This is a genomic window from Pseudoalteromonas sp. S1610 (genome assembly GCF_005887465.1).
Lineage (GTDB): Bacteria > Pseudomonadota > Gammaproteobacteria > Enterobacterales > Alteromonadaceae > Pseudoalteromonas > Pseudoalteromonas undina.
Genome location: NZ_PNDI01000052.1, coordinates 24,942 through 41,037 on the forward strand (window position 1 = coordinate 24,942; position 16,096 = coordinate 41,037).

Sequence of the window (16,096 nt, forward strand, 5' to 3'; positions counted from 1 at the left end):
TAAGACCTAACCTATACTTTTTTGTAACAGTTGCTTACAAATGTCACGTTAATGTTTCATTAAGCTTTGGTATCATGGTGTTAATAGTAATTTGGGAGTAATAAACAGATGCAAGGTAATGTACTTAGGTGGATTTTTCCGTTCGTAGCATTAACATTAGGTGTGGTTGGTTTTGCTGCAATTAATGCGATTGCAAAAGAGTCAGATAAAAAAGAAGTCATAGACACTCGTCCAACGGTGCAGGTTGAAGCTGTTTCCGCTAACAATCATCAAGTTATCATTAATAGTTATGGTGAAGTGCAGCCGCTAGAAAATACCCAGCTTTCAGCGCAAGTATCCGGTGAGGTAGTTAGCTGGCATCCAAGCTTTGTGGCCGGTGGGGTCGTGGGTCGCGGCGAAATCTTATTTACAATTGAAAAAGATAACTACGAAGCAGCAGTACTGCAAGCCGAGGCTGAACTTGCCCGCGCGCAAGCGATGTTAATTGAAGAGCAAGCGCAAGCTAAAGTAGCAGAAGACGAAGCAAAACGTTTCCCAAATAAAGCGCGTACAGATTTATTTTTACGCAAACCACAAGTATTGAGTGCGCAGGCATCGGTTAAATCGGCCCAAGCTGCATTGAAACGGGCACAACGCGATTTAGATAATTGTGAAGTGAGCGCACCATACGATGCATTAGTCGTGAGTCGTAACGTAGGTGTTGGCCAGTTTGTCACTATGGGCGCTCAAGTTGCCGAGCTGAATAATATTGAAACCGCTGAAGTGATTATTCCGATCGCTGGCTTTGACAGTGTGTTTTTACCTGAGCGTGTTAAAGGGGTAACTGCAACGGTTATTAAAACAGGATTAAATGGGTTTACTCGCCAAGCAGTAATAGATCGCGATTTAGGGATTGTTGATAACGCGACTCGCATGAGCAGTTTAGTAGTAAGAATTGAAGATCCTTATGGGCTTACTAATCAGCAGCCTGCAATTAAATTTGGCACTTATGTACAAGTAAACTTTGCTGGCACTATGCTCAATAACATTTATCGTTTACCGCAAGAGTTAGTAAATAACCAAACCGTGTGGGTAGTCAATGATGAGCAACAGCTAGAGCCGCGTAAGGTGAAAGTAATTCGTGAAGAAGGTGAATACTTCTATATCAGTGATGGCTTAGAAGCCAACGACAAGCTTGTTACTACCTTGCCGGAATATCCACAAAAAGGAATGGCAGTAAAAATAGCCGGTTTAACAGAGACTAAAAGTACAGATGCAGCAGAAAACGCATCCACTGAAAAACTTTAAGGTAGGGTGAGTTATGAATAACAAAGAACAGCCCAATACAACCAAACAAACAGGGTTAATTGCTTATTTTGCTAACAACTCTGTTGCTGCCAATTTGATGATGTTTTTTATCATTGTCATGGGGCTTATAAGCTACTTTACCATTCAGCGACAAATGTTCCCCAATATAGAAGTTAACTATATTACGGTGAATGCAAACTACCCTGGGGCGTCGCCACAGGAAATTGAAGAAAGCATCTTAATAAAAATTGAAGAGTCGTTAAAAGATATAACTGAGATAAAAAAAGGGGTGTATCGCGCTTTTCGTAATGGTGGTTCTGCCAGCCTTGAAATTAATACTGACGCAGAGCTCACCGACGTTCTCGATAAGGTCAAGCTGCGAGTAGATGGTATTGCAACTTTTCCAGCGGGAATGGAGCCGGTTACCATTAGCCAAATAGAGTTTCGCCAAGATGTAATTGGTATGACGCTCGTTGCCGACCTTCCGCTAAATGAACTTAAGCCAATCGCAAATCAGGTTGAAGATGAATTATTGCAGTTATCGAATGTATCTTTAGTGGTAAATGATGTGCCACTGGATGAAATTGCCATAGAAATAGAGCCCGACACACTTCGCCAATATAATTTAACCTTATCGGATGTAGCGAACGCGGTACGTCGTTATTCGGCTAATTTTTCGGCGGGACAACTAAAAACTGATGCTGGTGTTATTTCGGTTCGAGTAGAAAATCAGTTTTATTCTGGTGAAGAGTTTAGGCAAATTCCGGTAAAAATTGGCGCGAACGGTGCCAAAGTGTTGCTACAAGATATTGCTACCATCAAAGATCAGTTTGTTGAAGGTGAGCGTTACTTTAAATTTAATGGCGAAAACGCGGTTTATTTGTCGGTAAAAGCCACCGAAGATCAAAACATTATTCCGGTGGCCGATTCAGTTAAAGCGTATATTGATCAAAAAAATAAAGAGCTGCCATTGGGTGTTCGTATAGAGCCACTAATGGACTTTACTTATTACCTAAATGCACGCTTAGATATGATGAAAGCTAATTTGCTGCAAGGTGCAATTTTAGTTGCTCTTATGCTCTCGTTATTTTTACGTTTTAAGCTTGCACTGTGGGTAATGATTGGTTTACCAGTGTGCTTTTTAGGTGCGATGATGCTGATGCCATTATTTGGTATCACGATTAATATTGTGTCTTTATTTGCCTTTATTATGGTGCTGGGGATTGTGGTGGACGATGCCATTGTTATAGGTGAAAGTGCCTACACCGAAATAGAAAAAAAAGGCGGTGGTGTTGTTAATGTGGTTAATGGCGCCAAACGAGTGGCAACCCCTGCTACCTTTGGTGTACTAACAACCATTGCTGTGTTTGCGCCATTTACGCTTTCAAGCGGCCCTGAAAGTTCCTTTTTTATAGGTATTTCAGTGGTGGTAATTTTATGCCTAATATTTAGCTTGATTGAATCTAAGCTGATATTACCGGCACACATTGCGCATACTCACTTTTCTCCTATTAACCCTGACGGTTGGCGAGCGCGCTTTAATAAGCGCTTTTTTGGTTTTGTAAATGGGCCGTATAGGCAGTTTATTGTTACTTGTATAAAGTGGCGTTGGACGGTGCTATTTAGTTTTGTTGCGCTATTAATTTTTACCTTTGCGTTAATATCGTCTAATCAGGTGAGAATGATCCCATCACCTAAAGTGCCGCATGACTTCCCGCAAATTAATCTTGAGATGAACGATAACGTATCAGACATCCAAACGATTAATGCTATTCGCCAAATCGAAGCCATGGTACTTGAAATAGATAAGCAAACAGCGCGCGAAGAAGGGCAAAAAATGATTCGCGATGTATTGGTATTTAATCAAGGTCGTACAGAGGCGCAACTACTAGCGCCATTGGTTGATGAAGATTTACGCCCTTATAATGCCTTTGAGCTTTCGCGCCGCTGGCGTGAAGCTATGCCAAATATTGCAGGTGTTAAATCGTTAACTATTCAAGATGATGTAGGCGGTGGAGGCGGCGGTAGTGGCGGTGAGTTCGGCTATTTACTGTATGGCTCTGACATTGATACATTGAATGAAGCCGGGCGTCGCTTTATTGGATTATTGCAGCAACAAGAAGGCTTATTCGACATAAGCTCTACCATTGACCCTGCTAGCAAAGAAGTACAAATGAGCTTAAAACCAGTCGCTTTTGACTTAGGGTTAGATTTGGCCTCAATTGCAAATCAAGTAGGTGCGAGTTTTTATGGTGGCGAGGCGCAACGTGTTATTCGCCGCGGTGAAGAAGTGCGGGTGATGGTACGTTACCCTAAACTTACCCGTGAAGCGTTTTCATCGCTTAAACACGCGGTTATCACCACGCCACAAGGTAGGGAAGTGCTGTTAGGAGATGTGGTTGAGCTAACTGAAACCCCTGGTATTAGTTATATTCGTCGTGAAGGCGGTTATCGTACTGTTTATGTGTATGGCAACATAGACGAAGAAGTAATTGAGCCAGGCGAAGTGGTTAAGCAAGTAAAAGAAAATCTACTACCACAATTGTTGGACGAATATCCGAGCGTTAAGTCAGAACTAGGTGGCGCAATTGAAGAGCAGCAGGCACAAGCCGATGAGCAGTTACTGTTTTTTGCTGGTGGTATGATTTTAGTTTATATATTACTGGCCGTGCCACTAAAAAGTTACTCACAACCATTAATTGTAATGTCGGTTATTCCATTTAGTCTAACGGGGGCAATATGGGGGCATTTTTGGTTTGGCTTAGATATTAGCTTAATGTCGGGCTTTGGTTTAATTGCCGCAGCAGGGGTTGTTATTAATGACTCATTAGTTATGACTGATTTTATTAATCAGGCGCGTCGTGCTGGTATTAGTATAAAAGATGCGGTTATTGAGGCAGGCTGTGCACGCTTTAGGCCGATACTACTTACCTCAATTACTACCTTTGCCGGCGTATTACCGATTATGTTTGAAACCAGTCTACAAGCTAAGTTTGTAATACCTATGGCGGTAGCACTTGGTTTTGCGGTTATGTTTGCAACACTGATCACCCTTATTTTGGTACCGTGTTTGTATATTATTTTAACCGATATAGGCGCTCTAATTAAACGCCCTTTCGCAAGTAAAAAGGTGAGTGTAAGTTAACATCACACATATCATGCAGTTAAATAAAAAAGCTAACCGTTAAAGCGGTTGGCTTTTTTTATTTTTATGATTCTATACTTAAGTATTGTTTTTAAACTTCAGTTACATTCTTTTGTTTGATTGTTGTGACGTTGCTGATTACAATGGTTGATGTTGGTTAACGCATATTAGCCTACGAGCTAGTTTGCCTGTTGTAAGCCATATGATATGGGCGAGACGTTTGACTCTTTAAGGTGTTGCAGTGTTTATACATTCATCATTAACGTGTGGAGAATGGTTAACTATTGGTTGTCTTGGGCTGGATCAGTATAGCCAGCTATTTGTTGGTGATACGGTTAGTGTGAACTTTTACGATGAGCATGGCGAATTAACTCAGCTAGCGTTTGATTATGAAATACTTTCCCCTGAACAGGGAGAACCCCATGCTTGGAGTTTACTGGTAGTTGAGCATATTAATATGCATATTCCACTGGTGTGCGCTGGCAGAATGACAGAGCAAGGATTGGTTGTTGCGTATCGACATAACAAAATATTTGCACTTGAAAGCAGTGGTATTTGTAGCGCAGTGGTCCATTTTAATCGCGCTGAAAAAAATAAAAAATTAATTGCTGTAAATAGCCTTGGATACGACGCAATTTATCCTCAAAATGGCGATATGTATAGTGCGGGCACCAAAGTATTACAGCCAAAAACTGGGCATATATACCAGTGTAAGGCATGGCCATTTAGCGAATTTTGCCGTGTAGATGAGCATAACACTATGTTTGAGCCTGGCGTTGGCGAGAGCTGGACTATGGCTTGGCAGCAAATACAGTAAATCAACTTCCCTTAGGTATAACGACAACAATAAAATTCACGTAGTTTTTAGTTATCGAATTTATACCGCTTTAGCCCACTCAACTATGAGTGGGCTTTTTTATTTTTATGATAAACTGGCCGCCATTGTTATTTTTTAAGCGGTTTTTTTGTGTCTTCTTCTGATTATTCTTTAAGCTTATTGCCTAATTTTCCTATTGCTAAAAAGCAACCTTATGCGCTTACAACTCACGCAAAAACACGCAGTGATGATTATTATTGGATGCGCGATGATGAACGAAAAAGTGCCGAAATACTCGCGCATTTAGCACAAGAAAACGCTTATTGTGATGAGCAATTAGCCGCTATTAAGCCATTACAAAGTGCATTATTTGAAGAGCTTAAAGGCCGTATTGTAAAAGATGATAACACTGTACCGGTAAAAGACGGCCAGTATTGGTATCACTCAGAGGTTCGCGGAGATGATGAATATGCACGCCATTATCGCAGTAGCAGTATGGCAATGGCTAATAAAGTGTTGCTACTTGATGTGAATGAACTTGCTAACGGCTATGAGTTTTATGAGCTAGGGGAAGTGGCGCTGAGCCCCAGTGAGCAATTAATGGCATACTCTGAGGATACCGACGGCAGACGTATTTACACTGTTCGCTTTAAAGATTTAAACAACGATAAAATGCTCGACGATGTACTTGAAAATACCGAGGGGCAGGTTGTTTGGGCGAACGACAATAAAACCGTATTTTATGTAAAAAAGGATTTAAAAACCTTATTGGGTTATCAAGTTTTTAGACATGAGCTAGGGAGTGAGCAAGACCAAGATGTGTTGGTATATGAAGAGCAAGACAGTAGCTTTTTTATGGGGTTGGGTAAAAGTCGTGATGAAAGCTTAATTATTATCGATTTAGCAAGCACAGAAACTAACGACATGTGGATACTTGATGCCAATCAACCCCATGGCGAATTTACTGCTTTAATGCCGCGTGAAGAGGGCCATGAATTTGATATTGATAAGCTCGGTGATACTTTTTATATAGTGACTAACTGGCAGGCTAAAAACTTTAGATTAATGACCGCGACAAGCAATACCATTGCTGATAAAAACCAGTGGCAAACACATACCCCTCATCGTGAAACTGTATTATTAGAAGGCGTTGAACTATTTAACGACTTTTTAGTGCTTAGCGAGCGCGAACAAGGCCAAGCACGCTTTGTTGTGGTTAATCAAAACGCCGAGCGAATGAACCTTGAGTTTGATGATCCTTGTTATTACGCTGCTATTGCCATGAACCCAGAGCCAAATGTAGCTCATGCACGCATTTACTATTCGAGCTTAACGACTCCCGGCTCGCTTTATAATGTTGATTTAACTACCGGTGAAAAAACCTTACTTAAACAACAAAAAGTACTTGGTGATTTTAACGCAGGAGACTATCAGTCAGAGCGACTCATGGTCAGCGCTCGTGATGGGATAAAAGTACCGGTGTCGTTGGTTTATCGTAAAGATAGTTTTAAACAAGATGGTTCAAATCCGTTATTTCAATATGGCTATGGCGCGTATGGGATCACCATAGATCCAAGCTTTTCAAGTACATCACTGAGTTTACTCGACCGTGGTTTTGTTTATGCAATTGCGCATGTGCGTGGTAGTGAAATGCTAGGGCGTTCATGGTACGAACATGGTAAAAAACAGCATAAACAAAATAGCTTTAATGACTTTATAGATGTAACCAAAGCGCTCACTGAGCAAGGGTACGGCAACAAAAGTAAAGTGTTTGCCTCTGGTGGCAGTGCTGGGGGGTTATTAATGGGAGCTGTGGTAAATCAAGCGCCTGAACTTTACTGTGGAGTGGGCTGCCATGTGCCATTTTTAGATGTGCTCACCACCATGTTAGATGAAAGCATTCCGCTTACAACAAATGAGTATGATGAATGGGGTAACCCAAACGACCCCTATTTTTACGAGATTATTGAAGCGTATTCACCGTACGACAATATTAGTGCGCAACACTACCCCAATATATTGGTGACGACCGGCTTGCACGACTCACAAGTACAGTATTGGGAACCAATGAAATGGGTGGCTAAAATGCGTGAATATAAAACCGATGATAATATTTTAGTGTTTAAAACCGACATGGATGCAGGGCATGGTGGGGCATCGGGTCGCTTTAAGAGCTTAGAAGAAAAAGCGCTAGAAATGGCCTTTTTTATCGCTTTGTCATAGCCAGTATATGATTATCACAAAAAAGCCTCAGTCATAACTGAGGCTTTCTATTTTTTAAAATAACTTAATCTAGGTAGGCTTTTAACATCCACACTAGTTTTTCTTGCTCTTTAATGTAGTCACTCATTAATGACGCGGTACCTTCATCATCAGCTTCAGCGGCTTGTGCAAGAATATCGCGCTGCATTTTAATTAAGCTGCTGTATCCGGCAAGTAAGTTCTCTACTGCGGTTACTCCATCGCTGATCCCTTTTGCTTCTTTAATTTCACTTACTTCTAAGTAATCTGAAAACGCATGTAGCGGTGCACCATCAAGCGTTAAAATACGTTCTGCGATTTCATCTACTTTTAATAGTAGTAAGTTATAAATTTCTTCAAACTTTAAATGTAATTCAAAAAAGTTTCGGCCTTTAATATTCCAGTGAAAACCGCGCGCATTCATATATTGAATTTGATAGCTGCTTAAAAGCGTATTCAGTGACTTAATAATATCTTCACTTTTTGTACTGTTTAAACCAATTGCATTTACTTGCGACATACCTTGCTCCTTAAATAACCGTTTTTATGAATTTTCACATATTGCTCAGTAAAATAAGTATTGCTCATAATCGTCTATGGATAAAATCGTTTATACATATTGATGCCATAGCTAAAAGCTATCAGCGTATCTGTGGTTTTATAAATAAGTTAACTAACGCTGTTCAATAGATATGGGTTGTGTTTATAAAAATACTACCTTGAGCAGCGAAATTGTTTATTTTGTGAGTACAAAATATGATCTAAAACAAGCTTTTGAAAGGCTCAGCACAGACTTATTTTATTTATTGATTTAGGTCAAAAAACGCGCACAAGTAAAGCGCATAATCAATATAACCCAACTTGATAGAGAGTACTTTATTAAGTTAAGGGGCTACTTGATTAGATGCGGAGAGAAATAATGGAAGCTAAAACACGTAAAGAGAATAAAGCTGAACTCATCGTTATTGGTATTGCTTTGGTCGCGTTTGTTGTTGGATTAGTTGCGCACTTAGCGGGTGCGAGTTTTGCAAACTCTGATACCTTTGGTTATATCGCTGCACCCATGCCGCTGGTGTTAGGTATTATATTTTTGATCAGCTATAAAGTGGCCGCTGCAGCTGAGGACTAAATGTCCTCGTTCAAGCGCTCAAGAATATAATTAACGACTTGGCGAGAGTAAATCATACTGGTATGGCTTAAATGAAACACCTTGTGTTCAGCCATACCTTTGAGCTTGGTTTCATCTAGTAATACGGTGCCATCAGAGCGGCTGCCTTTTACAATGAGTGGCATTAAGCCAATCGGTAAGTCGCCGGCAATGCTATATAGCTTGGCTTTAAAAGGCCAATCACCATTTTTTGAGAGTAAAAATTCAACACTATTTTTTAATAATAGCTCAAACCCTTTTTGTTGCATTTTCTCAGCAATATGACTGCCAGTATGTGGCGTACCTAAGGTGATCACCTTTTCAACATGGTGACTTGGCGCTGAGTTTGCTTCTAAGTAGGCGCGGGCAACTAAGCCTCCCATGGAGTGGCAGACTAAAGCAGAAGGCTCATTGCTAATAAACTCATCTATTTGCGTAAAAATAGCATCTCGATTAGGGTCTCGAGTATTGTAGGTTAAGTTTAAAACTTTAACCCCCGACTCTTCTAGACGCGAACATAACGGGCGCATAACCAAGCCAGACATATACAAGCCATGTAAAACAATAACGCGTTTAACTTTCATACGCCCCCAAATACCAATTTTATTAAAAACATGATCATTCTAGCGTATTAAATAATCCGCTACCTGCGTTAAAAATTATTTATATAGAGCAACTATATGTCATCATTTTCGCCTTGTTATCGACTTATTTCTTTGTCGCTATAATAGATAACTAATTTAATGCAATTGGTATAACCTATTCTAATTACATTAATTGCTGAGGTTTTATCTCAATGTTAGTGGTGTCGGTATTAACCCAAACTTCACCATCTTGAATGGTAATAGCCAATTTAATATTACGATCAACCAACGCAGCTAATAACTGAGTAGCAGCATAATCAAGGCTAAAAATGCTTAAGTTTTTAAACTCGTACAATTTAGGCTGATGCTTTTGCCACCAAATAGCTTGGTTATTCTCGCCATAGGTATATAAAACTACTTTTTTAGCTTTATTACAGGCTTTTTTGAGGCGTTTTTCATCAGGTAGCCCCAGCTCAATCCACAGCTCTATCTCTTCGCTGTAATTGACATGCCAAAGCTCCGGCTCATCATCAGCACATAAACCTTTAGTAAACTCTAATCCATCACAGCTATTAAGTGCAAACGCTAGTAAGCGGATCATCAAGCGCTGCTCAGTTTCTGAAGGGTGTTGTGCCAAGGTTAAATTAAAGTCTTGGTATACGTGACGGTCCATATCGCTAAGCGATAGTTGCGCTTTAATAATGGTAGATTTGAGAGCCATGATATCTAATCTGAAAAAATTTGCGCCAGTATAGCGCAATTAAATGAATTGCCAGTTAAAATAGCTACAAATTATATGTTAGGAGTTAAAAATGGCTATCCAGTGGTTCCCTGGGCACATGAATAAAGCCCGAAATGAAATTAAAGAAATAATGCCACAAATGGATGTGATCATTGAAGTGCTAGATGCGCGCATTCCTTACAGTAGCGAAAACCCGATGGTGGCTACCCTGCGTGAAGGTAAGCCGGTCATCAAAATTCTCAATAAAGCCGATTTAGCTGATCCTAAAATGACGCAAACCTGGAAAGACTATTTTGAGCAAGAAAATGGCGTAAAAGCCATTGCATTTGGTAACGATAAAGCGGCTGAAGTGCATCGTATTAATGAGCTATGTAAAAAGTTAGTGCCGCATAAAGTTGGTGCCGATAAGCAAATTAAAGCCATGATAATGGGGATTCCAAACGTAGGTAAATCTACGCTTATTAATGTGCTTGCTGGGCGTATAGTGGCTAAAACAGGTAACGAGCCTGCAGTAACTAAGGCGCAGCAACGTATTAAGCTTGATGATGGCATTATGCTTTATGATACGCCAGGGATGCTGTGGCCAAAAGTAGAAAACGAAAACTCAGGTTATCGTTTAGGCGCAACCGGTGCGATACGTGATACCGCTATTGAGTACGAAGAAGTAGCAAGTTACACCGCTGAGTATTTATTGCATGCTTATCCTGAGCTTTTAAAAGCACGTTATAAGTTAGATGAGCTACCAGAAAGTGATTGGGAGTTTGTTGAAATGGCGGGTAAAAAACGCGGCTGTATTCGCGGTGGTAACCAAATCGATACGTATAAAATGTCAGAAATTCTAATTAATGAATTACGAGATGGTATTATTGGCCGTATCACCATGGAAACACCTACCATGCGTGAAGAGGAAGAAATAATGGTGGCTGGATTGCGCGCTGCTGCAGAGGCTAAAAAGCAAGCCAAAGAAGAAGAGAAAAAACAACGCCGAGCACGTGCACGAAAAAACCGCCGTTAATTTTTAAAGCGTAGGTAAAGCCTTACGCATTAAATTACAGACATAAAAAAAGCCCGTAAGGGCTTTTTTAGTTTCATATCTACCGTCACCGATATGAGCAATGTAGCAAGTAAATGAGTAGGGCGGAAACAGGTCATAAACAGCAAGGGGCGTTGTGGTTTATAACAGGTTTCCATAGCTGTTAACGTGCGCCACACGTTTGTTTCAGGGTCGAGAAACACATGAATTTTCCGTCACAAGAAGCAATGTACCGCCTTCTTGTTGATAGTGATTATCAGTTAGATTTGAGTGGCTGTCAACACCTTAATGCAAATAATTCTCATTAACTTCAGGTTGGTTTTATATTAAATTACAGGCATAAAAAAAGCCCGTAAGGGCTTTTTTAGTTTCATATCAACCGTCACCGATATGAGCAATGTAGCAAGTAAGTAATAGACGATTATCTGCAATCAATATCAAGGGGCGTTGTGATTAATAACAGATAATCTTGGCTTTAACGTGAGCCACACGTTGTTTCAGGGTCGAGAAACAAATGAACTTTACCGTCACAAAAAGCAATGTACTTCCTTCTTGTTGAGATTGATTATCAGTTAGATCTAAATAACTGTCAATACCCAAATGCAAATAATTCTTATTTTAATTTTTTGTTCATTTATAGCACTAAAGTAAGGGCTGATTTTTGCTGCATTTCTCCTTATGCTAAGTTAAGTATTATAAAAATAATAACAAGAACAAAAATATGTTTTCTATTTGGTTTATTAGCCTTATTGCCGTGGTGTACCTAGGAGTATTATTTGCAGTTGCGGGGTGGGCAGATAGGCGAAAGGTGCTGCCATTTAAAGGCATGATTTATGGTCTGTCATTAGGTGTATATTGTACCTCATGGGCTTTTTATGGCACAACTGCGCAAGCCGCAAGTAATGGTTGGTGGTTAGCACCAACTTATGCCGGCACTATTATATTATTTATTTTTGGCTGGCAATTGTATTGCCGTATTGCACATATTTGTCGACAACAAAAACTCACGTCATTGGCTGATTTTATTGCTACGCGATATGGGCAGTCGTCAAGTCTGTCAGGGCTGATCTCACTTATTTCAGTAATAGCGATTGTGCCGTATATTTCTCTTCAGCTAAGTGCAACTGCGCAGAGCATCAACTTAGTCACCGACCGAGCCCCTACTCAAAGTAACCAAGTGTGGGCTGATAGTACGTTTTATATCACTTTATTACTGGCTTTATTTGCGATTTTATTTGGTGCCCGAAGGCTTAAACCTAGCGAGCATAACCCTGGACTAATCGCCAGTATTGCCTTTGAATCAATAGTAAAGTTACTGGCTTTTATTGGGGTGGGTTTATATGTCTGTTTTGTTTTATTTGATAGCCCAGTTGCACTCTACGAGCAAGCACTAGCGCTAAATATACCTAATCAAGTTGCGGCAACTCAAAGCCCTGTTTATGTATATGTTGCGCATACTTTTTTAGGGATACTGGCAACGCTATGTTTACCACGCCAGTTTCATATGAGCTTTATTGAAAATAACAATAATAATGAACTGGCTACCGCTCGGTGGTTATTTCCGCTTTATTTATTGGCCATTAATTTATTTATATTACCCATTGCTTATGCGGGGCTGGTTTACTTTAACGGCAATAGTGTAGGTCAAGATACCTTTGTATTAGCGTTGCCAATGGCGGCAGACAATAGCGGGGTAACCTTACTTGCCTTTTTAGGTGGCTTTTCGGCGGCTACCAGTATGGTAATCGTCTCGTCAATTGTGTTGTCGGTGATGATCACTAACGATTTTATCAATCAGTTTATCTTACGTCGTTCACAGTTAACTTCAAGTAGCCGAGGGCTAGATAAAAATCACTTGCTGCATGCGCGTAAAATAGTGATTGTGCTGATATTGTTACTTAGCTATTTCACTCATAGAGTGCTTGCAGAAACTACCACGCTAGCCAGTGTTGGGCTAATGTCGTTTACCTTGGTGGCACAATTTGCTCCTGCGATGATCATTGGTTTGTGGTGGCGACACGCATCGTGTCGTGGTGCACAGTTTGGGATTTTAAGCGGCTTTGTTATTTGGGGGTACACTCTATTACTACCGAACTTGGCTAGTGGCTTAGGCAGCCAAAGCAGTTGGTTAGTTGAAGGGCCGTGGAATATTAAGTGGTTGGCTCCAACTGATTTATTTTCATTGGGTTTAGAAAGTATAAGCCAATCATTACTATTGTCGTTAGGGGTTAATACACTAGTGTATTTGCTTGTACCACTATTTAGCCGTGCAACGCTTGCTGAGCGTCTGCAAAGCAATAAGTTTATTTCACAATTAAACGACTCGCGATTAAACACTGCATTACAGCCACTCAATTATGAAGACCTAGGTGCATTATTACAGCGTTTTGCTGAAAAAGACGCGAGCCACTCTTTAGTGCAGCAGTATTTCCCACATGAAAAAAGCCAATGGAAGCGGATTGCTAATGTTGAGCTTGAGTTATTAGTTGAGCGTGAAATGTCAGCGGTTATTGGTGGCGCATCAGCACGGCTAATTTTAGATGTAGCGAAAAATGAGCAGCGTCAGCCTTTAGAACAAGTCGCCGAGTTTGTAGATGAAGCTAGCCAAGTACTTAAATTTAATCGTGATTTGCTGCAATCTACCATTGAAAATATTCAGCAAGGCATTAGCGTAGTTGATAGGGAACTTCGTTTGGTAGCCTGGAATCAAGGTTATAAGCAGATGTTTAATTATCCTGAAAGTGCTTTGTATATAGGCCGACCTGTTGCCGATATTATTCGCTTTAACGCTGAGCGAGGCTTATTTCGTGGTGAGGATATTAATACTGAAGTTGATAAGCGTTTAGCGTATTTAAAGCAAGGTAGTGCTTATAAATATCAGCGTGCTCACAACGATGGGCGAGTATTTGAAATGCAAGGTAACCCTTTACCTGGCGGTGGATTTGTAACGACCTATACCGACATAAGTGAATTTGTAAAACAACAAAAAGCGCTAACACAAGCTAATTTAAGTCTTGAAGAACAAGTGGCTACGCGAACTGCGGCATTAACACAGGCTAACCAAGCGCTTTCTAAAGCTAAGCAAGTAGCAGAGCAAGCAACAGTAAGTAAAACGCGTTTTTTTGCCGCAGCGAGTCACGATTTATTGCAGCCATTTAATGCAGCAAGTTTGTTTTGCTCGCTGATGAACGAAAAAGCTCAAGATACTGAGCTTAAAGAGCTAGCCATGAATATTAAAAATTCATTAGGCAGTGCGGAAGAGTTACTTTCAAGTATTTTGGAATTAACTAAGCTCGATTCGGGCTCGTTTAAAGTACAGCTAACGGAATTTAATGTGAGTAGTTTAATAGAGCCATTGCGTAATGATTATTTAGCTCTTGCTCAAGAAAAAGGCCTCAGCTTTGTTGTTGAGTCGTGTGAAGCGCGAATTTACACAGATAAAGCATTACTTAAGCGTGTACTAAGAAACTTACTAAGTAATGCGATTCGCTACACTGAGCACGGTGAAGTACGCTTAAGAGTCTTACTTGATGAACGCCATGTGTCGTTTGTGATTGAAGACACAGGCATAGGTATTGCCACTAGTGATCAGCAGAGTATTTATCAGGAATTTAAACAATTGGGTGAAAAACCCAATGCTGAAGGACTTGGTTTAGGGTTGTCGATCACCAAACGAATTTGTGACTTACTCGGGATCCCGTTAGTAATGGGGTCGCAACTTAATCAAGGCACCCAATTTACTTTAACCATGCCATGCAAACCTAGTTTAAAAACACCAGCCACTGCGCATGTACCTGCCAATTCAGAAACTGAATTGGGTCGTTTATGTATTTGGCTTGTGGATAACGATCGTAATGTACTTGAAGCGCTGAAACAGTTGCTAGAAAACTGGGGCTGTGAAATTGCCACGGCCACTAACTTAATTGAACTTGAGCAACTCAAAGCAGAAAATACACTACCACAGCTACTTATTGTTGATTATCAGTTGGATGACGGTGTAACGGGTCTTGAGGTGATTGAACAAGCAGGATTAATGACGCTGCCTGCCATTGTTAATACTGCAAACCACGATGAGCAAATACGCGAGCGCGTACTCGATGCAGGTTATCCTTTATTGTACAAACCACTTAAAGCACCGGCATTAAAAAGAATGATAAAACGACTGACTTAGAGACGTACACTATATTAGCTCGCCTCTAACTTACCAACTTGAGATAGCTGATTAAACAAAATGCCTGCTTGGGTACGGTTATACACATTCAGCTTTCGCAAAATGGCCGATACATGTTGTTTTATGGTGGTTTCTTGAATCGACATTTCAAAGGCAATTTGTTTGTTCAAAAGCCCGTCGGCTATCATTGCGAGTACACGGTATTGCTGTGGAGTGAGTTTTTCTAGGTTGCGGGCAAAATTGCTCTGTTCGTCATTAACAACCACATCAGTTAAGTCAATATCTGTTGGCAACCAAGAGTCTCCATTGAGTACATGTTCAATGGCTTCACTGATCACATCAAGGGATGATGACTTTGGAATATAGCCTGCAGCACCTAAGCTCATGGCTTGTTTTATGATAGTGGGGGTTTCGTTAGCCGATACCATAATAATTAATATATCAGGGTATTGATTTCTTAGTTGTGAGAGCGCTTGTAAACCATTGGCGCCAGGAATTGTTAAATCTAAAAATATCAGCTCTATCTCGGGGTGTGATTTTAATAAGCTAAATAACCCGTCGATATCGCTGGTTTCTTTTATATATTGTTCTGGTACGGAAGTCGCTGCCGCTTGACGTAGCGCACTTCTGAATAAAGGATGGTCATCAGCAATTATGGTATTCACAGCACAAGCCATTTCAAATAGTCTCCAATGCATTAAGTTATATGTGATTTTGTGATGTGAAACAAGGTTTGTCTGTGGGGATAAACAGGCAAACCCTAGGGTCTGTTCACCTTTCAAGATTGAATTTGCAGCAGTCTGTTTGATATTTAGGCAAGGTAGAGCCTATGTCATGTGGTTATTCCACATAAATAGGCGATAACGCAGCATCAATGCCAAACAGGCGCTGCCCTTCGGGTTCTTCCGAGGGGCGATTTACTCTTTGTT

At 40.5% G+C, this 16,096-nt stretch carries 11 protein-coding genes; 7 read left to right on the plus strand and 4 right to left on the minus strand.

All coding sequences use genetic code 11. The features are described 5' to 3' along the window. Nucleotides 1–108 precede the first annotated feature (108 nt). From CWB77_RS15465 to CWB77_RS15480, 4 genes are all read left to right on the plus strand, one after another. Nucleotides 109–1,287 (plus strand): efflux RND transporter periplasmic adaptor subunit, encoded by a 1,179-nt coding sequence (locus CWB77_RS15465; protein ID WP_010392234.1) that lies wholly within the window; start codon nucleotides 109–111, stop codon nucleotides 1,285–1,287. A gap of 13 nt (nucleotides 1,288–1,300) precedes the next feature. Then, nucleotides 1,301–4,432, plus strand: a complete 3,132-nt coding sequence (locus tag CWB77_RS15470) for an efflux RND transporter permease subunit (RefSeq protein ID WP_138623508.1) — start codon at nucleotides 1,301–1,303, stop codon at nucleotides 4,430–4,432. 241 nt (nucleotides 4,433–4,673) lie between these two features. Then, on the plus strand, nucleotides 4,674–5,249 hold the full coding sequence (locus CWB77_RS15475; RefSeq protein ID WP_138623510.1) for a chitin-binding protein: 576 nt from the start codon (nucleotides 4,674–4,676) through the stop codon (nucleotides 5,247–5,249). 150 nt (nucleotides 5,250–5,399) lie between these two features. Continuing rightward, nucleotides 5,400–7,472, plus strand: a complete 2,073-nt coding sequence (locus tag CWB77_RS15480; RefSeq protein WP_138623512.1) for a S9 family peptidase — start codon at nucleotides 5,400–5,402, stop codon at nucleotides 7,470–7,472. A gap of 64 nt (nucleotides 7,473–7,536) precedes the next feature. Here CWB77_RS15480 and CWB77_RS15485 read toward each other — a convergent pair whose 3' ends face one another. Continuing rightward, nucleotides 7,537–8,010 carry a Dps family protein gene (locus CWB77_RS15485; RefSeq protein ID WP_008112861.1) on the minus strand — a complete coding sequence of 158 codons (474 nt, stop codon included), beginning with the start codon at nucleotides 8,008–8,010 and terminating at the stop codon, nucleotides 7,537–7,539. A 399-nt stretch (nucleotides 8,011–8,409) separates the two neighbouring features. On the opposite strand from CWB77_RS15485, the gene CWB77_RS15490 reads away from it, so the two are divergent. After that, on the plus strand, nucleotides 8,410–8,619 hold the full coding sequence (locus tag CWB77_RS15490) for a hypothetical protein (RefSeq protein ID WP_008112863.1): 210 nt from the start codon (nucleotides 8,410–8,412) through the stop codon (nucleotides 8,617–8,619). On the opposite strand, the gene CWB77_RS15495 is transcribed toward CWB77_RS15490, so the two are convergent. Both CWB77_RS15495 and CWB77_RS15500 read right to left on the minus strand, forming a co-directional pair. After that, the gene (locus CWB77_RS15495; protein ID WP_010392243.1) at nucleotides 8,616–9,221 is read right to left on the minus strand and encodes a PGAP1-like alpha/beta domain-containing protein; all 606 of its coding nucleotides are present in this window, start codon (nucleotides 9,219–9,221) and stop codon (nucleotides 8,616–8,618) included. The genes CWB77_RS15490 and CWB77_RS15495 overlap by 4 nt on opposite strands. Before the next feature lie 184 nt (nucleotides 9,222–9,405). Further along, nucleotides 9,406–9,942: a YaeQ family protein gene (locus tag CWB77_RS15500; protein WP_008112865.1), complete on the minus strand. Its 537-nt coding sequence runs from the start codon at nucleotides 9,940–9,942 to the stop codon at nucleotides 9,406–9,408. Between the two features lie 91 nt (nucleotides 9,943–10,033). Between CWB77_RS15500 and ylqF the strand changes: the two genes are divergently transcribed. Both ylqF and CWB77_RS15515 read left to right on the plus strand, forming a co-directional pair. Next, on the plus strand, nucleotides 10,034–10,978 hold the full coding sequence (ylqF, locus tag CWB77_RS15505) for a ribosome biogenesis GTPase YlqF (RefSeq protein WP_010392245.1): 945 nt from the start codon (nucleotides 10,034–10,036) through the stop codon (nucleotides 10,976–10,978). A 739-nt stretch (nucleotides 10,979–11,717) separates the two neighbouring features. Then, the gene (locus tag CWB77_RS15515; RefSeq protein WP_054202697.1) at nucleotides 11,718–15,167 is read left to right on the plus strand and encodes a PAS domain-containing hybrid sensor histidine kinase/response regulator; all 3,450 of its coding nucleotides are present in this window, start codon (nucleotides 11,718–11,720) and stop codon (nucleotides 15,165–15,167) included. 14 nt (nucleotides 15,168–15,181) lie between these two features. On the opposite strand, the gene CWB77_RS15520 is transcribed toward CWB77_RS15515, so the two are convergent. Then, on the minus strand, nucleotides 15,182–15,844 hold the full coding sequence (locus CWB77_RS15520; RefSeq protein WP_010392247.1) for a response regulator transcription factor: 663 nt from the start codon (nucleotides 15,842–15,844) through the stop codon (nucleotides 15,182–15,184). Nucleotides 15,845–16,096 lie beyond the last annotated feature (252 nt).